Origin of the sequence: Pseudomonas sp. DVZ6 (genome assembly GCF_024259445.1) — a bacterium.
Classification (GTDB): domain Bacteria; phylum Pseudomonadota; class Gammaproteobacteria; order Pseudomonadales; family Pseudomonadaceae; genus Aquipseudomonas; species Aquipseudomonas peradeniyensis.
The window spans coordinates 12603-33176 of the sequence record NZ_JANCLM010000027.1 but is presented as its reverse complement, the minus strand read 5'-3'; the positions used below and the strand labels follow the sequence as shown (position 1 = coordinate 33176).

Genomic DNA, 20574 nt, shown 5'->3' with positions numbered 1-20574 from the left:
GCTCCTACAGGGATGGATGCAGGCCAAAGCAACAGGCATGAAAAAGCCCGCATCGAGGATGCGGGCTTCGTTCATCGCCGATGGTTTACGCCGCTTTGGCCTGCTGCTGGCTCAGCGAGCGGTTCAGCGCGCTGAACAGCGCCTTGAAGCTGGCGGTGGTGATGTTCTCGTCGATGCCCACGCCGTGCACCGGACGCCCACCGGCCACGCGCAGCTCGATGTAGGCCGCCGCCTTGGCGTTGGTGCCGGCACCGATGGCGTGCTCGTTGTAGTCCATGATCTCCACGCTGACCGGCAAGCCGGCGACCAGCGCTTCCAGGGCGCCGTTGCCTTTACCGTGCCAGTGCAGGGTGGTCTCGCCTTCACCGGAAACTTCCACCTGCACGTGGCTGCTGCCGTTCTCTTCCTGCAGGCGGTGGCTGACCAGCGCATACGGTGCGTTGGCCTGGAGGTATTCCTTCTGCAGCAGCTTGTAGATCTGCTCGGCGGTCATTTCCAGGCCGAGACGGTCGGTCTCGCCCTGTACCACCTGGCTGAACTCGATCTGCATGCGGCGCGGCAAGCTGATGCCGTACTCCTGCTCGAGCAGGTAGGTGATGCCGCCCTTGCCCGACTGGCTGTTGACGCGGATCACCGCCTCGTAGCTGCGGCCGATGTCGGCCGGGTCGATCGGCAGGTACGGCACTTCCCACAGTTCGCCATCCTGCTGCTTGGCGAAGCCCTTGCGGATGGCGTCCTGGTGCGAGCCGGAGAAGGCGGTATGGACCAGGTCGCCGACGTACGGGTGACGCGGGTGCACCGGCAGCTGGTTGCACTCCTCGACGACCTTGCGCACGCCGTCGATGTCGGAGAAGTCCAGCTGCGGGTCGATGCCCTGGGTGTAGAGGTTCAGGGCGAGGGTGACCAGGTCGACGTTGCCGGTGCGCTCGCCGTTGCCGAACAGGCAGCCTTCGGCACGGTCGGCGCCGGCCATCAGGCCCAACTCGGTGGCGGCGATGCCGGTGCCACGGTCGTTGTGGGTGTGCAGGCTGATGATCACGCTGTCGCGACGGTTGATGTTGCGGCAGAACCATTCGATCTGGTCGGCGTAGACGTTCGGCGTGGCAACTTCGACGGTGGCCGGCAGGTTGAGGATGATCTTGTGCTCGGGGGTCGGGTTCCACACTTCGATCACCGCGTCGCACACCTCTTTGGCGAATTCCAGTTCGGTGGCGCTGAAGGTTTCAGGCGAGTACTGGAAGGTCCACTGGGTGTTCGGCTGCTGGGCGGCGTACTTGACGAACAGCTTGGCGGCGTTGACCGCGATGTCCTTCACGCCCTGCTTGTCCTGGTTGAAGACGATGCGGCGGAACGACGGGCAGGTGGCGTTGTACAGGTGCACGATGGCCTTCTTGGCCCCGCGCAGGGACTCGAAGGTACGGGCGATCAGGTCTTCACGGGCCTGGGTCAGCACCTGGATGGTGGTGTCGTCCGGGATGTGGCCGTCTTCGATCAGGGTGCGCACGAAGTCGAAGTCGGTCTGCGAGGCCGACGGGAACGACGCTTCGATTTCCTTCACGCCCACCTGCACCAGGGTCTTCCAGAACCGCAGCTTCTTCTCCGAGTCCATCGGCTCGATCAGCGACTGGTTGCCATCACGCAGGTCGGAACTGCACCAGATCGGTGCCTGGGTGATGGTCTTCGACGGCCAGGTACGGTCGGGCAGGTCGATGGTCGGGAACGCGCGGTATTTCTTCGAAGGGTCTTTGAGCATGGTCATGGAAGCAATCCTTTTTATGTGCGGCCGTGATCGGGCCTGCCAAACGAAAACGAGAGAAAAAGGCGAGGCGACGCGATTCACCCTGGTAGTCGGGCGCTGACCAGGCAGAGGCTGCGGTGTTGTCGGAGCAGGGTGCTGAAGATGTTCATAGGCTCAACCCTAACCAGTGGGTTGGGGGATGGCAAGCACTGCGGGGAAATTGAGAGAAATGCTTAAAAAATGCGATTTCTCGAGATTTTATGGCTGATATTTTTGTTCTGTTTCTTTAATGTTGCGCAGTATTTTTCGATGGCGCAACACAAAGTGATTGATGTTGGCCGTGCCGGCCCCTTCGCGGGTAAACCCGCTCCCACAGGTACGGCGCCATTCCTGTGGGAGCGGGTTTACCCGCGAAGAGGCCGGCCCAGATGGCACAGGACTCAGGGCTGGAACGCGCCGATGAAGATCGCAGGATCCACCCGCGCATCGTTGAGGCTGACGTTCCAGTGCATGTGCGGCCCGGTGGCCCGGCCGGTCGAGCCCACGCGGCCGACCACCTCGCCCCGGCGCAGTACCTGCCCCGGCTTCACGTCGATCTTCGACATGTGGCAGAACATGCTGATGAAGCCCTGGCCATGGTCGACGAACACCGTGCGGCCATTGAAGAAGTAGTCGCCCACCAGGATCACCTTGCCATTGGCCGGGGTCTTGATCGGCGTGCCGGCGGGCACGGCGAAATCCAGGCCCGCATGAGGGTTGCGCTCCTCGCCATTGAAGAAGCGGCGCACGCCGAACTTGCTCGACAGCGGGCCGTTGACCGGCTTGTCGAGGATCAGGTTGCTCGGCAGGGTCGGGCTGAAACTGCGGTAGGCCTTGACCTGCTCGGCCAGCTCGCGGTCGATGCGCTTGAGGTCCTCGGGCTCGGGGTTGACCTGGCGCTTGTTCTTCAGGGTGATGTGCTGTTCGGGGTATTTCTTGCTGCCCACGCTGAAGCGAATGTCGCGTCCCCCTTGGGTGAGCACGGCGCTGCCGGGCTTCTGGGTGAGCGGTATGCCGACGATGGCCAGCCAGTTGTCCTGCTCCTTCACCACCAGCACCGGCTTGCCGTCGAAGCGGGCGCTCGGCGCGCTGGCGGCCGGCCCCAGGTTGACCACGGCCACGCCGCCGGGCACCGGCTTGTCGAGGGCGCGGGTGATGTAGCTGGCCTGGGCCGCGGTGAGCGGCAGCAGCAGGGCGAGGGCGAGCAGGGGCGCGAACAGGCGGGGCATGTGTCAGTCCAGTAGCGAGAGGGTGACCGGAGTCTGGTGGTTGTCCTCGACCCGCACCTTGAGCTCGCCTTCGTTGAGACGGGCGGTCAGGCGCTGGCCGTTGTGGGTCTGCGCGGCGCTGCGGATGGCCTGGCCGCGCTCGTCGAGGAGGATGCTGTAGCCGCGGGCGAGGGTGGCCAATGGGCTGACCACCTGCAGCGTCTGCAACTGCGCCTGGAAGCGTTGGCGGCGGTCCTTGAGCACCTCGCGCATGGCCCGTGGCAGGCGTTCGGCCAGGCTGTCCAGGCGTTGCTTGAGCAGTTTCAGGTTGCGTCCCGGGTGTTGCGCGGCCAGGCGCATGTCCAGGCGGCCGAGGCGTTCGTGGCGTTGGCTCATGGTCAGCGCGAAGGCGCGGCGCAGGCGCATGTCCAGATCGTCCAGGCGCTGGGCCTGCTGGCGCAGGCGTTCGCCCGGGTGGCGCAGGCGCCGGGCCAGGCCCTCCACGCGCAGGCGGTCATGGGCCAGGCGGCTCTGCATGCGCAGCAACAAGCGCCGCTGCAGGCTGTCCAGGCGTTGTTGCAGGCCGCTGCTGTCGGGGGCGAGCAGCTCGGCGGCGGCCGAAGGCGTGGGGGCGCGCACATCGGCGACGAAGTCGCTGATCGACACGTCGGTTTCATGGCCCACGGCGCTGACGATCGGTGTCACGCAGGCGGCCACGGCACGGGCCACGGCCTCTTCGTTGAAGCACCAGAGGTCTTCCAGCGAGCCGCCGCCACGGGCCAGGATCAGCGCGTCGAAGCCCTGTCGGTCGGCCATCTGCAGGGCGCGGACGATCTGCGCGATGGCTTCGCGGCCCTGCACGGCGGTAGGGATCAGGTTGAGTTCGACCTGCGGCGCGCGGCGGCGGAACACGCTGATGATGTCGCGGATCACCGCGCCGGTGGGCGAGGTGACGATGCCGATGCGCTGCGGGTGGGCCGGTAGCGGCTGCTTGCGTTCGGTGCTGAACAGGCCCTCGGCGCCGAGCTTTTCCTTCAGTGCCTCGAAGGCCAGGCGCAGGGCGCCGTCACCGGCCGGTTCGACGGTGTCGAGGATCAGCTGGTAGTCGCCGCGGCCCTCGAACAGCGAAACCTTGCCGCGCACCTTTACCGCCAGGCCGTCACGCAGGGCCTGGCGCACACGGGCGGCGTTCTGCCGGAACAGCGCGCAGCGGATCTGCGCGCCGCTGTCCTTGAGGGTGAAGTACATGTGGCCGGAGGCCGGGCGGGCGAGGTTGGAAATCTCGCCTTCCACCCAGACGCTGCGGAACACGTCCTCGAGCAGCACGCGGGCGCGGCCGTTGAGCTGGCTGACGGTGAGGACCTCGCGGTCCAGGCCGAGTCGTTCGAAAGGGTCTCTGATCATGCCGGGCATCATAAAGGAGCGAAGGCCTGGTTGTCTGTGCCGGCCTCTATCGCGGGGCAAGCCCGCTCCCACGCACATACGACCTAGGGCGTGGGAGCGGGCTTGCCCCGCGATAGAGGCCTTCAGCCTTGCATGATCGCCACGAACTGACGCACCAACTCCCCGGCATCCCTCCGGCAAGCCAGCGCCACGGTACTTTGGCACGCCTCGACCAACGGCACGAAACGCACCAATGGCGGGGCGATCTCGCGCATGCTCGCCGGCAACAATGCTACCCCGAACCCGGCCTGGATCAACTGCAGTTGCGTGGTCTTGCGCGACACCACCTGCGCCGCCTGGGGATAGAATCCCTCGTTCATGCACAGCGACGCCGACAGGTAGCTCAGCCCGCCGCGCTGACGATGGGGGATGGAGATGAAGCGTTCCTCGCGCAGTTGCCCCAACCGAACACTGGCCGCCGTGGCCAGTGGGTGGCTCGCCGCCACCGCCAGCAGCAGGGGCTCGTCGAACAGCGCATGCAGTTCCACGCCCTCGTGCTGGCGCAGTACTGGCAGGCGCAACAGGCCGATCTCCAGCCGTCCCTCGGCGATGTCCTCCAGCTGCGCTTCCGACGATTGCTGGGCGATTTCTAGGGATACGCCAGGGTTAGCCTCGAGGTAGGTGCCGAGGCGCTGCAGCAACTGCCCGGTCAGCGGCACGGTGCTGGAGTGGTTCAGACGCAAACTGCCGCGCAGGCCTTGGCCAACTTCGCGGGCCAGGCGTTCGGCCTTGTCCAGGTCGGCCAGCAGGCGTCGGGCGCGGTCGAGGAAGGCCAGCCCGGCGGCGGTCAGCCGTGGCTGGCGAGCGGTGCGCTCGAACAGTGCGGACCCCAGGTGCAGCTCCAGCTCCTTGATCTGACGGCTGAGGGCCGACTGGGCGATGTACAGCCGCTCTGCGGCGGCACTGAAGCTGCCGGCCTCGGCAATTTCGACGAAATAGCGCAGCTGACGGATCGAAGTCATGTCATGCCTTTTCCAGATGGCTCATGGCGTAAAGGCATATTAGTCGGCATGGCTTGTCGCTGGCTAACCTTCAGTGGTCTCCCGAGGAACTGTCGCGATGCTCGCTCAATTGTCGTTTTCCACGCTCGACTGGCTGCCCATCCTGCTGGGTGTGGGGGTGGCCTATATCGTCTTCGGCATCGCCGGCTTCGGCACCGCGCTGGTCGCCGGCCCCGTGCTGATCCACTTCATGCCGTTGTCGCGGATCATTCCGTTGCTGGTGTTGCTGGACTTCGTCGCCGCCTTCGGCAACCTGCTGCCGTCGCGGCGTGACGTGGTGCGCGGCGAGTTACTGCGGCTGCTGCCGTTCATGGCCGTGGGCTGTACCCTGGGCGTCGTGTTCCTGCTGCGCCTGAAGTCGGATGTGCTGCTGTTGCTGATGGGGCTGTTCGTCACTGCCTACGCGGTCTATGGCCTGGCGGTGAAGGTGCGGCCGGCGAGCTTGTCGGGCGCCTGGGCGGTGCCCATGGGCACGGTGGGCGGGTTGTTCGGCGCCCTGTTCGGCAGTGGTGGTTTTTTGTACGCGATCTACCTCAGCGCACGGCTGGAGGCCAAGGAGCAGGTGCGGGCGACCCAGGTCGCACTGATCAGTTGCAGCACGGTGGTGCGCCTGTCGCTGTTCCTGATCGCCGGGGTATATGCCGACGTCAGCCTGTTGCTGCTGGCCGCCTGCCTGTTGCCGGTGATGTTCGCCGGTACCTGGCTGGGACGGCGGCTGACCCTGAGGCTATCCCGCGAGGCCTTCGTGCGATTGATCACCTGGCTGGTGCTGGCCAGCGGCCTGGCGTTGATCGGTCGCTACCTGAGCGCCTGAGCAGACGGTAGAATTGAGTGATTACCGCAGTTCGCAGGCCCGCCTCAAGCATGAACACCCAAAGCATCATCGTCCCCAAGCTGTCCACCGTGCCGGTTCACGAAGCCCGTGCCCGCGCCATCCTGCGCTGGCTGGTGCGCGAGAAGATCGTCGAGGAGCAACTGAGCACCTGCGGTCGCACCGGCAATCGTATGGGCCATGCCCTGGCCGAAGGGGCGCGCAAGGTGGCCCTGCACCCCGAGAAGCTGCCGTTCGGCGCACAGGTCAATGGCCTTGAGGTGATGCTCAAGCGCTGCATCTATACCCCTACCGACGGATTTCTCGAGGAGGCCGGCTGCCCGGAATGCCGGCGGGAGGTGGGCGAGCCGCTGTTCGAGAGCCTGGAGGAATGGATGCCGGGGGTGAGCGACAACTTCACCTGCCCGCTGTGCGGATTCGAGGACGACATCAATGGCTTCCTCTACCTGCAGCCGTGTGCCTTTTCCAACCTGGGGTTCATCTTCAACAACTGGGGCGAGGCCGGGTTCACCCAGGCCTTCCTCGACAGCTTCGCCGACTGGCTGGACCAGCCGGTGGCGGTGGTGCAGGTAAAACTGCCGCAAGGCTGACCGAAGGCCCTTATTTTGCATTGAGCGGCGCGCCATGGATGGGTATAATGGCGCGCTTCCATTTTTCCCCTTCCGGGAGCCCCCGCGATGCTGCGTATCAGCCAAGAAGCCCTGACCTTCGACGATATCCTCCTTGTACCTGGCTACTCCGAGGTACTGCCCAATGAAGTCAGTCTCAAGACCCGTTTGACTCGTGGCATCGAGCTGAACATTCCCCTGGTCTCCGCCGCCATGGATACCGTGACCGAAGCGCGCCTGGCCATCGCCATGGCCCAGGAAGGCGGCATCGGCATCATCCACAAGAACATGACCATCGAGCAGCAGGCCGGCGAAGTACGCAAGGTCAAGAAGTTCGAGGCCGGCGTGGTCAAGGACCCGATCACCATCGACGCCGACGCCACCGTGCGCGACCTGTTCGACCTGACCCGCCTGAACAACATCTCCGGCGTTCCGGTACTGGCGAACGGCGACCTGGTCGGCATCGTCACCTCCCGTGACGTGCGCTTCGAAACCCGCCTGGACGCCAAGGTCCGCGACGTGATGACCCCCAAAGAGCGTCTGGTCACCGTCCGCGAAGGTGCCGACAAGAACGAAGTCCGCGAGCTGCTGCACAAGCACCGCCTGGAAAAAGTCCTGATCGTCGACGACAAGTTCGCCCTCAAGGGCATGATGACCGTCAAGGACATCGAGAAGGCCAAGGCCTATCCGTTGGCCAGCAAGGACGACCAGGGTCGCCTGCGCGTCGGCGCTGCGGTCGGCACCGGCAAGGACACCGGCGAGCGCGTAGCCGCCCTGGTTGCCGCCGGCGTTGACGTGGTGGTGGTGGACACCGCCCACGGTCACTCCAAGGGCGTGATCGACCGCGTTCGCTGGGTCAAGGAAACCTACCCGCAAGTGCAGGTGATCGGCGGCAACATCGCCACCGGCGCTGCCGCCAAGGCCCTGGCTGAAGCCGGCGCCGACGCGGTCAAGGTCGGTATCGGCCCGGGCTCGATCTGCACCACCCGCATCGTCGCCGGTGTCGGCGTGCCGCAGATCAGCGCCATCGCCAACGTCGCCGCCGCACTGGAAGGCACTGGCGTGCCGCTGATCGCCGACGGCGGCATCCGTTTCTCGGGTGACCTGTCCAAGGCCATCGTCGCTGGCGCCTCGTGCGTGATGATGGGCTCGATGTTCGCCGGTACCGAAGAAGCACCGGGTGAAGTCGAACTGTTCCAGGGCCGTTCCTACAAGGCCTACCGCGGCATGGGCTCGCTGGGTGCCATGGCACAGGCGCAAGGCTCGTCCGACCGTTACTTCCAGGACTCCTCGGCCGGTGCCGAGAAGCTGGTACCGGAAGGCATCGAAGGCCGTGTGCCATACAAGGGCGCCCTGGCCGCGATCATCCACCAGCTGATGGGCGGCCTGCGTTCGTCCATGGGCTACACCGGCAGCGCGACCATCGAAGAGATGCGCACCAAGCCGGAGTTCGTGCGCATCACCGGTGCCGGCATGGCCGAGTCCCATGTGCATGACGTGCAGATCACCAAAGAAGCCCCTAACTACCGCGTAGGCTGAGGCTTCCAGCAATAGCAAGCGGGGCTGTCATGACAGCCCCGTGTCGTTTCCGATTTCCACTGACGAGATTGAGTCATGGCCCTCGACATTCACGCTCACCGCATCCTGATCCTCGATTTCGGTTCCCAGTACACCCAGCTGATCGCCCGCCGCGTGCGCGAGATCGGCGTGTACTGCGAACTGCACCCGTTCGACATGGACGATGAAGCGATCCGCGAATTCAACCCGCGCGGCATCATCCTGGCCGGTGGCCCCGAGTCGGTCCACGAAGCCAACAGCCCGCGCGCCCCGCAGGCCGTGTTCGACCTGAAGGTCCCGGTGCTGGGCATCTGCTACGGCATGCAGACGATGGCCGAGCAGATGGGTGGCAAGGTCGAAGGTTCCGACCTGCGCGAGTTCGGCTACGCCCGTGTCGACGTGGTCGGCAAGAGCCGCCTGCTCGACGGCATCGAAGACCATGTCGATGACGACGGCGTGCTGGGCCTGGACGTGTGGATGAGCCACGGCGACAAGGTCACCCAGATGCCGGGCAACTTCAGCGTACTGGCCAGCACCCCGAGCTGCCCGATCGCCGGCATGTACGACGACGCCCTGGGCTACTACGGCGTGCAGTTCCACCCGGAAGTGACCCACACCAAGCAAGGCGGTCGCATCCTGTCGCGCTTCGTCCAGGACATCTGTGGCTGCGAAGCCCTGTGGACCGCCTCGAACATCGTCGAGGACGCCATTGCCCAGGTGCGCGCACAGGTCGGTTCGGCCAACGTCCTGCTGGGCCTGTCCGGCGGCGTCGACTCCTCCGTGGTTGCCGCGCTGCTGCACCGCGCCATCGGCGACCAGCTGACCTGCGTGTTCGTCGACAACGGCCTGCTGCGCCTGCACGAAGGCGACCAGGTGATGGCCATGTTCAAGGAGAACATGGGCGTCAAGGTGATCCGCGCCGATGCCGAGAAGCAGTTCCTCGACAACCTGGAAGGCGAAGCCGACCCTGAGAAGAAGCGCAAGATCATCGGTCGCACCTTCATCGACGTGTTCGATGCCGAGGCCAGCAAGCTGGACAACATCCAGTTCCTCGCCCAGGGCACCATCTACCCCGACGTGATCGAGTCGGCCGGCGCCAAGAGCGGCAAGGCCCACGTGATCAAGTCGCACCACAACGTTGGTGGCCTGCCGGAGGAGATGAACCTCAAGCTGGTCGAGCCGCTGCGCGAGCTGTTCAAGGACGAAGTGCGCAAGATCGGCCTGGAACTGGGCCTGCCGTACGACATGGTCTACCGCCACCCGTTCCCGGGCCCGGGCCTGGGCGTGCGTATCCTTGGTGAAGTGAAGAAGGAATACGCCGACATCCTGCGTCGCGCCGACCACATCTTCATCGAAGAACTGCGCAAGGCCGACTGGTACCACAAGACCAGCCAGGCGTTCGTGGTGTTCCAGCCGGTCAAGTCGGTCGGCGTCGTCGGCGACGGCCGTCGCTACGCCTGGGTCGTGGCCCTGCGTGCCGTCGAGACCGTGGACTTCATGACCGCGCGCTGGGCGCACTTGCCGTACGAGCTGCTGGAAACCGTCAGCGGCCGTATCATCAACGAAATCGACGGTATCTCCCGCGTCACCTACGACGTGTCGAGCAAGCCGCCGGCCACTATCGAGTGGGAATGAGTTGAGCCACAAGGGCGCCGCAAGGCGCCCTTGTCGTATCTGCGCTTCGCTCAATGGCTGATGTAGCGCATGCCGCGCAGACTCAAGCGGGTATGCAGGTCGGCAAGGTGTTCGAAGCGCCGTTCATGTACGTCTGGCCAGTCGGGGCGTTCGATGTAGCAATAGCGCCCGTCCCGTTTGATCAGGGTGCGTCGCAGGGCCGAATTCCGGCTGCGGTTGATCACGTATTCCTCGCCATTGACCCGTTCGATGGTGTAATCGCCTGGCGTGACCAGCATGCTGTCGAAGTCAGGTGATGTCGAGCGTATGGGCAACACTGCCGCACGCAGGAGCAGGTCGCTTTCCAGATGCCTGACACCAGCCTTCGGGTCAACGATGTCCCTGCCGGGGTCGGCGCTGTAGGTGTCGATTCCATCGATCGGGCCGTCTTCGACGCGCAGGCCAATTGCGCCTTCCGTTTCAGCCAGACCAGTAACGCCATGGAAGTTGTTGGCGTGGCTGCTACCCACAAGTGCAACCCATTTTCCCGGACCTCGTGCAGCCTGGTCGGCCTCGATGATCAGGTGCGCATAGAAGTTCATCATCTGCTGGCGTGTCCCATCGGCAACCGGATTCACCCATGCCTGGCGATAGCTGGCCATGCAGTCGATGGCTTGGATCCGTACGCCGTTCTTCTGCGCCTCAACCATTACCCGGCGGAAGGTGTAGCAGCCAGCCGGGTCGGTGCCGTGGCCGAGATCCTGTTCCGCGACATAAGCATCAAGCGCTTTGGGCATCACGCCGCTGCGATTGAACGTGTCCAGGTCCGCTTGCTGGAAGTCGGTCGTGTAGTGCTCCATGTACAGCGTCCTGACCTTCAGCTTGCGCAGCAGGCGCATGTTGTCGATCAGTAGCCGCTTGCTGCCAAGGCTGCTATGCGCTTCTCCGATGACCAAGCCATTGCTGTTCTCGTAGATGCTTTGCAGCACCCGTTTGGAGGCGGCGCCAGGAGGGATCTCAGGTATCTGTGGACGTGGGGGAGGCTGCACCGTCTTCATGAAATCATTGGCGTCTGTCGCCAATTGATCACGTAGCTGGCGGAAACGCTTGAGGGCGGCGTTGCGTTCTGGTGCCTCCAATCGTTCCCGCGTACCCGTAATCTCATGCTCTGAAACATCGTTCAGTGATTGGCGCAGGTCGGCGGGGACGTCATAAGGTGTCTCTGCAAGTGCAGGCGGGCTAGCGGACGTTGACGGGCGACCCCAGGCCTTCAGGCGTGCGAGCATGCCCCCTTTGAGGCCTGGGCGATCCACAGGTTGCCAGTGTCCTTCTGCATCCAGGCGGATCGGTTGGTTCTTGTAGAAAGAGAGCGGGTTGTCGGGGTCGACGATGGTCCAGGTTTTCAGCTCTGATACAAAACGCACCTGGTAAGGCATATCTTCAACCAGTGCGTAGAATTGCCCGCCTTGCGTGTAGATCCCTTCTAGGGTACCTGACCCCGGTTCGCCGCTGAGCATTACATTGGTTTCGAAAGGGTTCAGCAGCTCCCAGCTTTGCGCAGGTTGGAAAGGGTCGGGTACCCAGGTCTTGATGGCATCCGCCACGCTTGTCGCTGAGTCATCCTCGACTTCGCTATCGCCGGAAGCTGCGTGCTCCTCTGTCTCGGTTGGGCGCTCCCCGATATCCGTTGTTCCTTCTGCTTCACCTAACTCGGCAAGGGGGTTGCCGGGAGCGCTGAGCAGAAAGGTCGCATTGAACAGGGTCTCGATGGCGGCGAAAATCGCGCCCGTAACACCTGCCTTGCGTTCGCGGGTCGTGTGCCCGGTTATTGCCTGGTCGATGTTCAAGCCTGTTTCGGCGAGGCCGGCGCCCACCAGTGCCAAGGCCACCGGCCAGTCCACGGCCGCCATGGGGCCGAACACTTGCAGGCCGGCCTTCAAGTAACCGATCCACAGCTGTTTGCGCAGGTCGGCGTTGGAGCGCAGGGCGAAGTGCGCATCATCGAGCATCCGCTGGTGGGCTTTGTTACGCAGCCAGTCGAAGGCATCTTCGTCGATCTGCTGGTCCAGGGTGTTGAGGCCGGAGAAATCCTGCCTGCCCCAGCCGTGGTAGAGCAGGTCGATCAAATGATTCAACCCGACCTGGCTGTCGCCCTCGTCGCGATCGTTCAGGGCGAAGTGCGCTACGAAGCGTGCCCGGTTCTCGGCATGATTGCAGTGGTTGAGCACCCACAGGAACAATGCCTGCACATCCTGGAAGTGATACAGGCCTTCGATGTCCCCGGGCAGGTAGATGACCTGGCTACCGTCTTGCATCTGCAGGCGCAGGATATCCGTCGCGACATGGCCGCCGATATCGAATGTGCATATGCGCACGCCGTTACCCGGCAGCATTCGTTGGTGCAACGCTTGCACTGATGGCGGCCAGGGCATTTCGCCCACCAGTGCCCGCACGATGTCACTGCACTGGCGGGCGAGCGCTGACTTGGGGTCATGGGCACAGGTTTCCAGTACTTTGCTCAGGAAGTTGGCCTTGGCCAGCGTGCGGAAGTTTTCCGAATGATTCGTCCAGAAGGTGCCCAGCCGCCGCTTGAAATCAGCGGCGAAGTCGATCTTCCAGAAGTCATCCAGCACATCCTTGGCATCGAGCCGTACTTCATTGTGTTCGTCGTAGCTGTCCTTGCCTGGCCCATCGCTGTAGAAACCCACCAGATAGCTGAGCAAGTCGGCGTTGTCCTGGTCATGGACATCGAAACGGTGCATCACCAGTTGTGGCAGAGTCATCGACTCGTACGGCTGATCGAAGTGCTGCCAGCCGTTGAAGGTCCTGGGGCTGCTGACGGCGGTATTGAATCGGTGCAGGTACACACTGTCGGGATCCAGCGCTTTCAGGCCATTGCGGTCAAGGATCTGTTGCGCGACTGTTCGCGCCATCTCGCGCATGTCCGGGCAGTCTTCGGTGAGTTGCCGGGCGATTGTCAGCAGGGTCTGCTGATCACTGGAGGTGCGAGTAAAGATGGGCATCACGAGGGTCCGGTACAGAAAAATGAACCTCAGTGTCAGGCGCTCGCATGCTTGGGTGGAGGTGCATATTGCTTATTCCATAGCCCGGCAGCCTGAAACGACAAAGCCCGCATCAGCGGGCTTTGTCGTTTCAGGCGAAGACGTTGATCAGAAGTCGTAGCGCACGTTCGCACTGAAGGTGTCGGCGTTGAAGCCGCTGCTGGCCAGGTAGTTGTACGTGCCTCCTACGCTCCACGCACCCACGCGGTAGTTTGCACCCAGCCCCAGCTCGTAGCTGTCGCGCGCAGGTTTCGCGCCCGTGGTGGTGAACGGGGTGCCTCCGAGCACGAAGGTGGAGGTGGTGCTGGCCTTGTCAGCGATGAAGTCGTGCCAGGCCATCAGCTTGGCTTCCGGTTCCAGGGTGCCCACGCCTACGTCGAAAGCGGCCGCCAGGCGAGCGCCCAGGCCCATCTCGCCTATTTCATAGCGCTGGCTGCCGACGTTGAGGGCGGCTGAGCTGCCTTTTTCACGGTACGAATCAATCGACACCTTGGCATAGCGCGCACCGACCTGTGGTTCCAGCAGCCACTGCTTGTCGAGCTGGAAGGTGTAGCCTGCCAGGGCGTTGACGCCGAAGATTTCACTGTCGTAGTCGGCCTTGGCGCGGGTACCGGCAATGTAACGTTTGGACTCGTTGTCGTTCCAGCCATACATCAGCGAGGTGTCGACGAAGAAGTTGTCACGGGCCCAGTTGCCGTACAAGGTCAGTGCATGGCCGCTGACGTCGGTCTTGCTACCCAGGTCGGATTTGACGTCGCTGGTGAGGTAGCTGTATGCCACGCCCAGGGTGGTATTGGCGTCGAGCTTGCCGTCAGCACCCACGGCGATGCCGTGGGTATTTGCGTCGTAGCCGTCGACGCCGTGGCGGCTGTCCTGGTTGGCATCGCTGGACAGCGCTTGCAGCCATACGCCTTGTTCTGCCAGGACGTCACCGGAGGACTGGCCATTGCGCGCTTTGCTGGCGCGACGGTTGATGGCGCTTGTGACCAGGTTCTGGCCGCTGGTGGCGGCATGAATCACCCCACGGCTGACATCCGGGGTCAGGGTTTCGGCAAGTTTGGCCAGCTCTTCGTTGGTGGCGGCGTTGGCGAAACGCTGGAAAACCGGATCGCTTTCGTCCATCAGGCCCAAGACGGTGTTCTTGAGCGGCTTGATCGCGTTCACCGCGTTGTTCGAGCCACTGGCATCCTGCAGGCCCTGCGCAATCACCTCGTCACTGCGGGTGGCGACCAGTGCTTTGAGATCCTGGCCTTCGATGCCGAAGCTTTTCACCTCGAGCAGTGCCGAGGAGGAGACCACGGACAGGTTCTGCGGATCTTCCCAGGTGCCTGAGTTGATGAGGGTGTAACGAGTGCCCTGGGCCGGTGTACGGAAGTCGTCGGAGCGAGCTTGCAGTTCGACCTGGCTACCCTGAGAGAAGTAGGTGTTGCCTGTGACTTTGAGGATCGGCGTTTCAGGCAATGTGTCGTTATCCAGCAGCAGACGCAGGCGCGCAGTGTCGCTGTCCAGGTCGAGGCCGCCCACGATGGTCGTCTGCGGGCGGAGCAGCGTCAGGCGACCACCGTCGATATCGACGTAACCGGCACGGATGGTCGAGCCATCGAATATCGCTTCACCGCTCACCAGCACACCGTTCAAGCCCAGCAGGTCACCTTTTACTTGCCCTGCGTGCCAGTAGAAATACGAGGGCGAGGTGTTGTCGTCCGCCAGGATTGCCGCAGTGCCGCCTTCGATCAGGCCACCTGTCTGCGTGATGGCGAAAATGCTGAAACCGCCCGAGGGGTCGAGGCTGACAAAGTGAATGCCCACCCCATCGGCCGAGATCGTCCCGCTATTGTTGATAGCGGTCTTGAAGTCGCCACCCAACACTTGAGCGGTGAAGCGGGCGTTCTCTACTTCGATACCCGCAGAGTCGATGCCGCGAGCGGTGATGGTGCCCGAGTTGTTGATGTTCGCCTGGGTCGAGGTGATCATCATGCCATTGGCACCTTCGCCAGTCACAGTGATGTTGCCGTTGTTGTTCACTTCACCCGCGATCTTCGCCAGGTACAGGTCCAGCCCCATGGCGCTGTTGCTGTCTACCGTAATGTCGCCCTGGTTGACCAGGTCGCCAGTGGCGGTGGAGTTGAGGGTCATGCTGATACCCGACAGGACGTCGCTGGTGTTCGCCGCCGCCAGGTTGATTTTGCCTTGGTTGACCAGGTTGCCCGCCAGGGTCACGTTAACCAACGTTACACCTGCGTTCTGCGACGTGCCGGTGAAGGTGACGTTATTGAATACATCACCGGAGCTGTTGTAGGCCCCTGTACCCAGGTCATGGTTGAGGTCGGGTGCGGGTGTGGCATGGGCAGTAGCCGCGGCGACAGACAGCGCCAACAGCGAGCGGCGCAAGAGGTAGATGCTCAAGACAGTCGTATCCTTACAGGGAGAAACCGGCAGGGAACACTGCGCATCAGCGTTTGTTATAGGCATCCCAGCCAGCGTGTCGGTGAAGTGCTGATTTTAAACGCGTGCAATCTACACGATGCCTGCAGGAGAATTCATCATGAAAAAGACAAATCCGAACGAATAAGCCCAACGAATGCTTCGAGGCAGCTTTTTGGAGCTTCCCCTTCAGTATTAAGGGAACTCAACGATCAGGCGAAGAGCCTCGTCCAAGCCAGGTCTTAGGGGACCGGTGCCAGCGGCGTTTGAGCCCATTGGCTCCATGTTGCCTCCCACCCTCTATCATGGCTTGCTTGTGGCACAAGGACACATTGGGAGAGGGGTGAGCCAAGCGCCTGTTGGTAACTATCGGCCAAGCTGGCAGGGATGATCGGGTCTGCTGCTCCAATGAAATGACGCTGGGGTAGCGAGGCGAGCCGATCGCGATAGTCCAGAGGCTCCAATGAGCCCTCGAGTGGCGACAGGCCTTTCATCATCGCCCACAGATGTGGACTGAGGTTGCCAGCGAGGCTTTGCACCTGGGTAACGTCGTTGCGCTGCGCCGCCAACAACAAGGCGAGGGCGGCGCCACCTGAATACCCCACCAGTTCGAATTCCCTGTTGGCATATCGCTGCTTCAACTGGTCCAGCGCGTGGCTCAGGCGGGTAACCACCTCACTGGAGAATCGTCGATGGGTCCAGAGGGAGGATTGGCAGGCTGCGGCCATGATGAACTGGCAGGGGCGTGCCAAATACACATTCGGGGTTGGGTCATTGAGCGCCAGCCGTGGCACCAGCAGATTGTGCGGGCTCGGGTCCAGGCTGGGTTGAGTGGCCGTCGACCAGGCGTGACCATCGCCTTCCAGGTAGACACGCAGGCGGGTCATCTTTTCTGCAGGGTGCGGCGCTAGCATGACGAGCGGGTAGGTGTGGCCCGGGAGCACCTGCAATGGTCGGCCGTGCTCTTCAGCCAGTTGTTGCAGCGCCTCGCGCGGCGATTGGCAGGCGATCAAAAGCGCGCTGAGCATTAGCATCCAGACGCCATGGAGGCTGGTCGATATCCACCGACAGTAAGCGTATCTGCTCACCCAAGGTCACAACACATGATGCAAAGTCTCGTATCGCAGCGTACGGGGACGGTGCGTGATAGTGCAGGCGCCTTGGTTGAATTGCTAGTGTCCTGTCTCGGAAGTACCGCTGAAACACCGCACTAGCCTGAGCAGTCATTTTCGGCGCATTGTCCCGTCACATCCGCGGTGGCCAGGGAGTCCTGCCCGTCAGCCGTTGCGACAACACTTCACTTAATCTTTCCTATTTGCAGGTGTATCGTATTCGCCCTTCATCGCCAGCCGCAGTTGGCAGACTGATTGTGCAAAACACGAGGTACCCGCACCGATGTCCTTTACCCGTCGACAAATGCTCAAGGGCCTGACCGGCCTGGTGGTGGTAGGCCTGGGCGCCGGAGGCGCGGCACGCTACTGGCTGGGCAAGGTCGAGGACGACAATGCCGGGCACGACTACGAGCTGATCGCCGCGCCCCTGGACGTCGAGCTGGTGCCGGGCTTCAAGACCGAGGCCTGGGCCTTCGGCCCGTCGGCGCCGGGTACCGAACTGCGGGTGCGTCAGGGCACCTGGCTGCGGGTGCGCTTCATCAACCGCCTGCCGGTGGAGACCACCATCCACTGGCACGGCATCCGCCTGCCGCTGGAGATGGACGGCGTGCCGTATGTCTCGCAGTTGCCGGTCAAACCGGGCGAATACTTCGACTACAAGTTCAAGGTGCCGGATGCCGGCAGCTACTGGTATCACCCGCACGTCAGCAGTTCCGAGGAGCTGGGCCGCGGCCTGGTCGGGCCGCTGATCGTCGAGGAGCGCGAACCCACGGGCTTCCAGCATGAACGCACCCTGAGCCTGAAGAACTGGCACGTGGACGAGCAGGGCGCCTGGCTGCCGTTCAGCATCCCCCGCGAGGCGGCCCGCAATGGCACCGCCGGGCGCCTGATCACCATCAACGGCCAGGCCGAGTCGGTTACGGAGCTGCCGGCCGGGCAGGTGGTGCGGGTGCGCCTGCTGAACCTGGACAACACCTGGACCTACCGCTTGAACCTCAAGGGCAACTGCGAGGCAATGATCTATGCCCTCGATGGCAACCCGGTGACCCCGCGGCCACTGGACGACGAGTATTGGCTCGGGCCGGGCATGCGCATTTGCCTGGCGATCCGCATTCCCGAGGCGGGCGAGGAGGTTTCCCTGCGAGATGGATTCGTGCGCCTGGGCACCCTGCGCTCGGTGGCCAGCAGCGAGGCGCCCGGCGACTGGCCCGAGGCCCTGCCGCCGAATCCGGTCGCCGAGCCGGACCTGGAGAACGCCGAGAAGCTCAACTTCAATTTCGAATGGGTCGGCAAGGTCTCGGTGAACACCGAGAACGGCAAACCGCCGAGCCTGTGGCAGATCAACGGCCAGGCCTGGGACATCACCGACAAGACCTGCGCCGACCGGCCGATCGCCACGCTGCAGAAAGGCAAGAGCTACATCCTCGAGCTGAAGAACATGACCCAGTACCAGCACCCGATCCACCTGCATGGCATGAGTTTCAAGGTAATCGCCTCCAATCGGCGCAAGATCGTCGAGCCGTGGTTCACCGACACCTACCTGCTGGGCAAGAACGAGCGGGCGCAGGTGGCGCTGGTGGCGGATAACCCGGGCACCTGGATGTTCCACTGCCACGTCATCGACCACATGGAAACCGGCCTGATGGCCGCGATCGCGGTGGTCTGATGCGACCGCAGATCATCGATCGCAGCCGCGACCAGGAGTTCATGCGCCTGGCCCTCGATCTGGCGGCCCAGGGCGCGGCCCTGGGCGAGGTGCCGGTGGGGGCAGTGCTGGTGCAGCATGGCCAGGTGATCGGCCAGGGCTTCAACCGGCCGATCATCGACAGCGACCCCAGCGCCCACGCCGAAATGGTGGCGATTCGCGCCGCGGCCAAGTCGGCCAGCAACTACCGGCTGCCGGGCAGCACCCTGTACGTGACCCTGGAGCCATGCAGCATGTGCGCGGGGCTGATCGTCCATTCGCGGGTGGCGCGGGTGGTCTATGGGGCACTGGAGCCCAAGGCGGGGATCGTGCAGAGCCAGGGGCAGTTCTTCAGCCAGGGGTTCCTCAACCATCGGGTGATGTTCGAGGGTGGGGTGCTGGCAGAGGAGTGCGGAACGATCTTGAGTGAGTTCTTCAAGGCGCGGCGGGCGAAAGCCTAGCTGACACGATCCCTGTAGGAGCGGTCTCGTGCCGCGAAAGGGCCGCAAAGCGGCCCCAGCGATCTTTGCTCAACTCTGAAATCCTGGGGCCGCTGCGCAGCCCTTTCGCGGCACAAGGCCGCTCCTACAAAGGACGGTGGCGTGTCACATCGGCGGCGATTGTTCCGCCGGCTTGTCCTTGTTCACCGCCGGCACATGCAGGTTGCCCTCGGCCACCTGGCCTTCGAGCTGCGGCTGCGTGACCCAGGTGAGAATGTCGTAGTAGCGGCGGATGTTGGCCACGAAGTGCACCGGCTCGCCGCCGCGGGCGTAGCCGTACTTGGTCTTGCTGTACCACTGCTTCTGCGACAGGCGCGGCAGCATCTTCTTCACGTCCAGCCACTTGTTCGGGTTCAGGCCTTCGCGCCTGGCCAGGGTGCGGGCGTCTTCCAGGTGGCCGCTGCCGACGTTGTAGGCGGCCAGGGCGAACCAGGTGCGGTCCGGCTCCTTGATGCTGTCGTCGAGCTGGTCCTTGACCAGCATGAAGTACTTGGCGCCACCCTGGATGCTCTGCTTGGGGTCCAGGCGGTTGGACACGCCCATGGCCTGGGCGGTGCGCTGGGTCAGCATCATCAGGCCGCGCACGCCGGTCTTGGAGGTGACCTCGGGCTGCCACATCGATTCCTGGTAGCCGATCGCGGCGAGCAGGCGCCAGTCGACCTGCTCGACCTTGGAGCTGGTCTTGAAGTGCTTCTCGTACTTGGGCAGGCGCTGCTGCAGGTGCTGGGCGAAGGTGTAGGCGCCGACGTAGCCGAGGACATCGACATGGCCGTAGTAACGGTCCTTCAGGCGCTGCAGGGTGCCGTTCTTCTGCGACTTGTCGAGAAACTCGTTGATCTCGTTGAGCAGGCTGTTGTCTTCGCCGGCAGCCACCGCCCAGCGCTGGTCGCGGGTGTCGCCCAGGTCGAAGGCCACGCGCACATTGGGGAAGTACACCTGGTTCATGGCCAGCTCGTTGGAATCGACCAGGGTCAGGTCGATCTGGCCCTCGTCGACCATGCGTAGCAGGTCGACCACCTCGACGGCGTCGGACTCCTCGTACTCCAGCCCCGGGTTCTGCTTTTTCATCTCGGCGAGCTGATCGGCGTGGCTGCTGCCCTTGAGCACCATGATCTTCTTGCCCACCAGCCCTTTGGCGCTGGTCGGCCGCGAGCGGCCATTGCGATAGATGACCTGCGGGGTCACTTCCAGGTAGGGGTGGGAGAACTTCGCCTGGGCGGCGCGGCGCTCGCTGCTGACCAGGCCGGCGGCGGCCAGTACCGGGCCGGACGGCTTGCCCAACTGGTCGAACAGCTCGTCGAGGTTGTCGGCGGTCTCGATCTCCAGCTTCACGCCCAGGTCGTCGGCGAAACGCTTGACCAGTTCGTATTCGAAACCGGTTTCGCCGTTGCGGTCCTGGAAATAGGTGGCCGGGCTGTTGCGGGTAATCACGCGCAATACGCCATCCTCCTTGACGCGTTCGAGGGTGCTGGGTTTTTCAACGCAGGCACCGAGCATCAGGAAGAGTCCGGTTGCGAGGAGCCATCTGGCGCATCGCTGGCGCAAAGCAGTGTGGGCGAACATAGGGTGCAGTATACGCAAAGGACCGGCGGCGCCATATCTCGACAATATGTGGCTTGTCTGGTAGCACGTCGCTGTGCCTGCGACAGGGCGCAGCAGGTCGTGGGAGCGGGCTTGCCCCGCGATTCGCCTGTTCAGGCAGTCTCTGTGCCGGCAGGTGTCATCGCGGGGCAAGCCCGCTCCCACGATGAA

General features: G+C 63.5%; 14 protein-coding genes. 6 read left to right on the top strand and 8 right to left on the bottom strand.

Annotated elements, in window-relative coordinates; translation table 11 throughout:
* Positions 1–85 precede the first annotated feature (85 nt).
* From leuA to NMG10_RS16395, 4 genes are all read right to left on the bottom strand, one after another.
* Complete coding sequence (leuA, locus tag NMG10_RS16410; protein ID WP_186713889.1) at positions 86–1759, bottom strand: 2-isopropylmalate synthase; 1674 nt, start codon at positions 1757–1759, stop codon at positions 86–88.
* 419 nt (positions 1760–2178) lie between these two features.
* On the bottom strand, positions 2179–3006 hold the full coding sequence (locus NMG10_RS16405) for a M23 family metallopeptidase (protein WP_050704153.1): 828 nt from the start codon (positions 3004–3006) through the stop codon (positions 2179–2181).
* Positions 3007–3009: 3 nt separating this feature from the next.
* Positions 3010–4389, bottom strand: coding sequence for an exodeoxyribonuclease VII large subunit (gene xseA, locus NMG10_RS16400; RefSeq protein WP_254464722.1), 1380 nt, complete (start codon positions 4387–4389; stop codon positions 3010–3012).
* 122 nt (positions 4390–4511) lie between these two features.
* A complete protein-coding gene (locus tag NMG10_RS16395; protein WP_232855954.1) occupies positions 4512–5390 on the bottom strand; it encodes a LysR family transcriptional regulator in 879 nt (292 codons plus the stop codon).
* Between the two features lie 97 nt (positions 5391–5487).
* Here NMG10_RS16395 and NMG10_RS16390 point away from each other — a divergent pair, with 97 nt between their 5' ends.
* The 4 genes from NMG10_RS16390 to guaA all read left to right on the top strand — a co-directional run bounded on the left by NMG10_RS16390 (position 5488) and on the right by guaA (position 10061).
* Positions 5488–6243 carry a sulfite exporter TauE/SafE family protein gene (locus NMG10_RS16390; RefSeq protein ID WP_232855953.1) on the top strand — a complete coding sequence of 252 codons (756 nt, stop codon included), beginning with the start codon at positions 5488–5490 and terminating at the stop codon, positions 6241–6243.
* A gap of 50 nt (positions 6244–6293) precedes the next feature.
* Positions 6294–6851 carry a sugar ABC transporter ATPase gene (locus NMG10_RS16385; protein WP_110738328.1) on the top strand — a complete coding sequence of 186 codons (558 nt, stop codon included), beginning with the start codon at positions 6294–6296 and terminating at the stop codon, positions 6849–6851.
* Positions 6852–6938: 87 nt separating this feature from the next.
* Positions 6939–8408, top strand: coding sequence for an IMP dehydrogenase (guaB, locus tag NMG10_RS16380; protein ID WP_050704157.1), 1470 nt, complete (start codon positions 6939–6941; stop codon positions 8406–8408).
* A gap of 75 nt (positions 8409–8483) precedes the next feature.
* Positions 8484–10061 carry a glutamine-hydrolyzing GMP synthase gene (gene guaA, locus NMG10_RS16375; protein WP_050704158.1) on the top strand — a complete coding sequence of 526 codons (1578 nt, stop codon included), beginning with the start codon at positions 8484–8486 and terminating at the stop codon, positions 10059–10061.
* Between the two features lie 50 nt (positions 10062–10111).
* On the opposite strand, the gene NMG10_RS16370 is transcribed toward guaA, so the two are convergent.
* The 3 genes from NMG10_RS16370 to NMG10_RS16360 all read right to left on the bottom strand — a co-directional run bounded on the left by NMG10_RS16370 (position 10112) and on the right by NMG10_RS16360 (position 16554).
* Positions 10112–13063, bottom strand: coding sequence for a membrane-targeted effector domain-containing toxin (locus NMG10_RS16370; protein WP_254464721.1), 2952 nt, complete (start codon positions 13061–13063; stop codon positions 10112–10114).
* A 147-nt stretch (positions 13064–13210) separates the two neighbouring features.
* Positions 13211–15508 (bottom strand): autotransporter outer membrane beta-barrel domain-containing protein, encoded by a 2298-nt coding sequence (locus NMG10_RS16365; RefSeq protein WP_254464720.1) that lies wholly within the window; start codon positions 15506–15508, stop codon positions 13211–13213.
* A 260-nt stretch (positions 15509–15768) separates the two neighbouring features.
* Positions 15769–16554: an alpha/beta hydrolase gene (locus NMG10_RS16360; RefSeq protein ID WP_232855950.1), complete on the bottom strand. Its 786-nt coding sequence runs from the start codon at positions 16552–16554 to the stop codon at positions 15769–15771.
* A 367-nt stretch (positions 16555–16921) separates the two neighbouring features.
* On the opposite strand from NMG10_RS16360, the gene NMG10_RS16355 reads away from it, so the two are divergent.
* Together NMG10_RS16355 and tadA are read left to right on the top strand one after the other, a co-directional pair.
* Complete coding sequence (locus NMG10_RS16355; RefSeq protein ID WP_232855949.1) at positions 16922–18304, top strand: multicopper oxidase family protein; 1383 nt, start codon at positions 16922–16924, stop codon at positions 18302–18304.
* Positions 18304–18783: a tRNA adenosine(34) deaminase TadA gene (gene tadA / locus NMG10_RS16350; RefSeq protein WP_050704163.1), complete on the top strand. Its 480-nt coding sequence runs from the start codon at positions 18304–18306 to the stop codon at positions 18781–18783. Before NMG10_RS16355 ends, tadA begins: the two co-directional genes overlap by 1 nt.
* 144 nt (positions 18784–18927) lie before the next feature.
* On the opposite strand, the gene mltF is transcribed toward tadA, so the two are convergent.
* On the bottom strand, positions 18928–20385 hold the full coding sequence (gene mltF / locus NMG10_RS16345) for a membrane-bound lytic murein transglycosylase MltF (RefSeq protein ID WP_254464719.1): 1458 nt from the start codon (positions 20383–20385) through the stop codon (positions 18928–18930).
* Between the last annotated feature and the right edge of the window lie 189 nt (positions 20386–20574).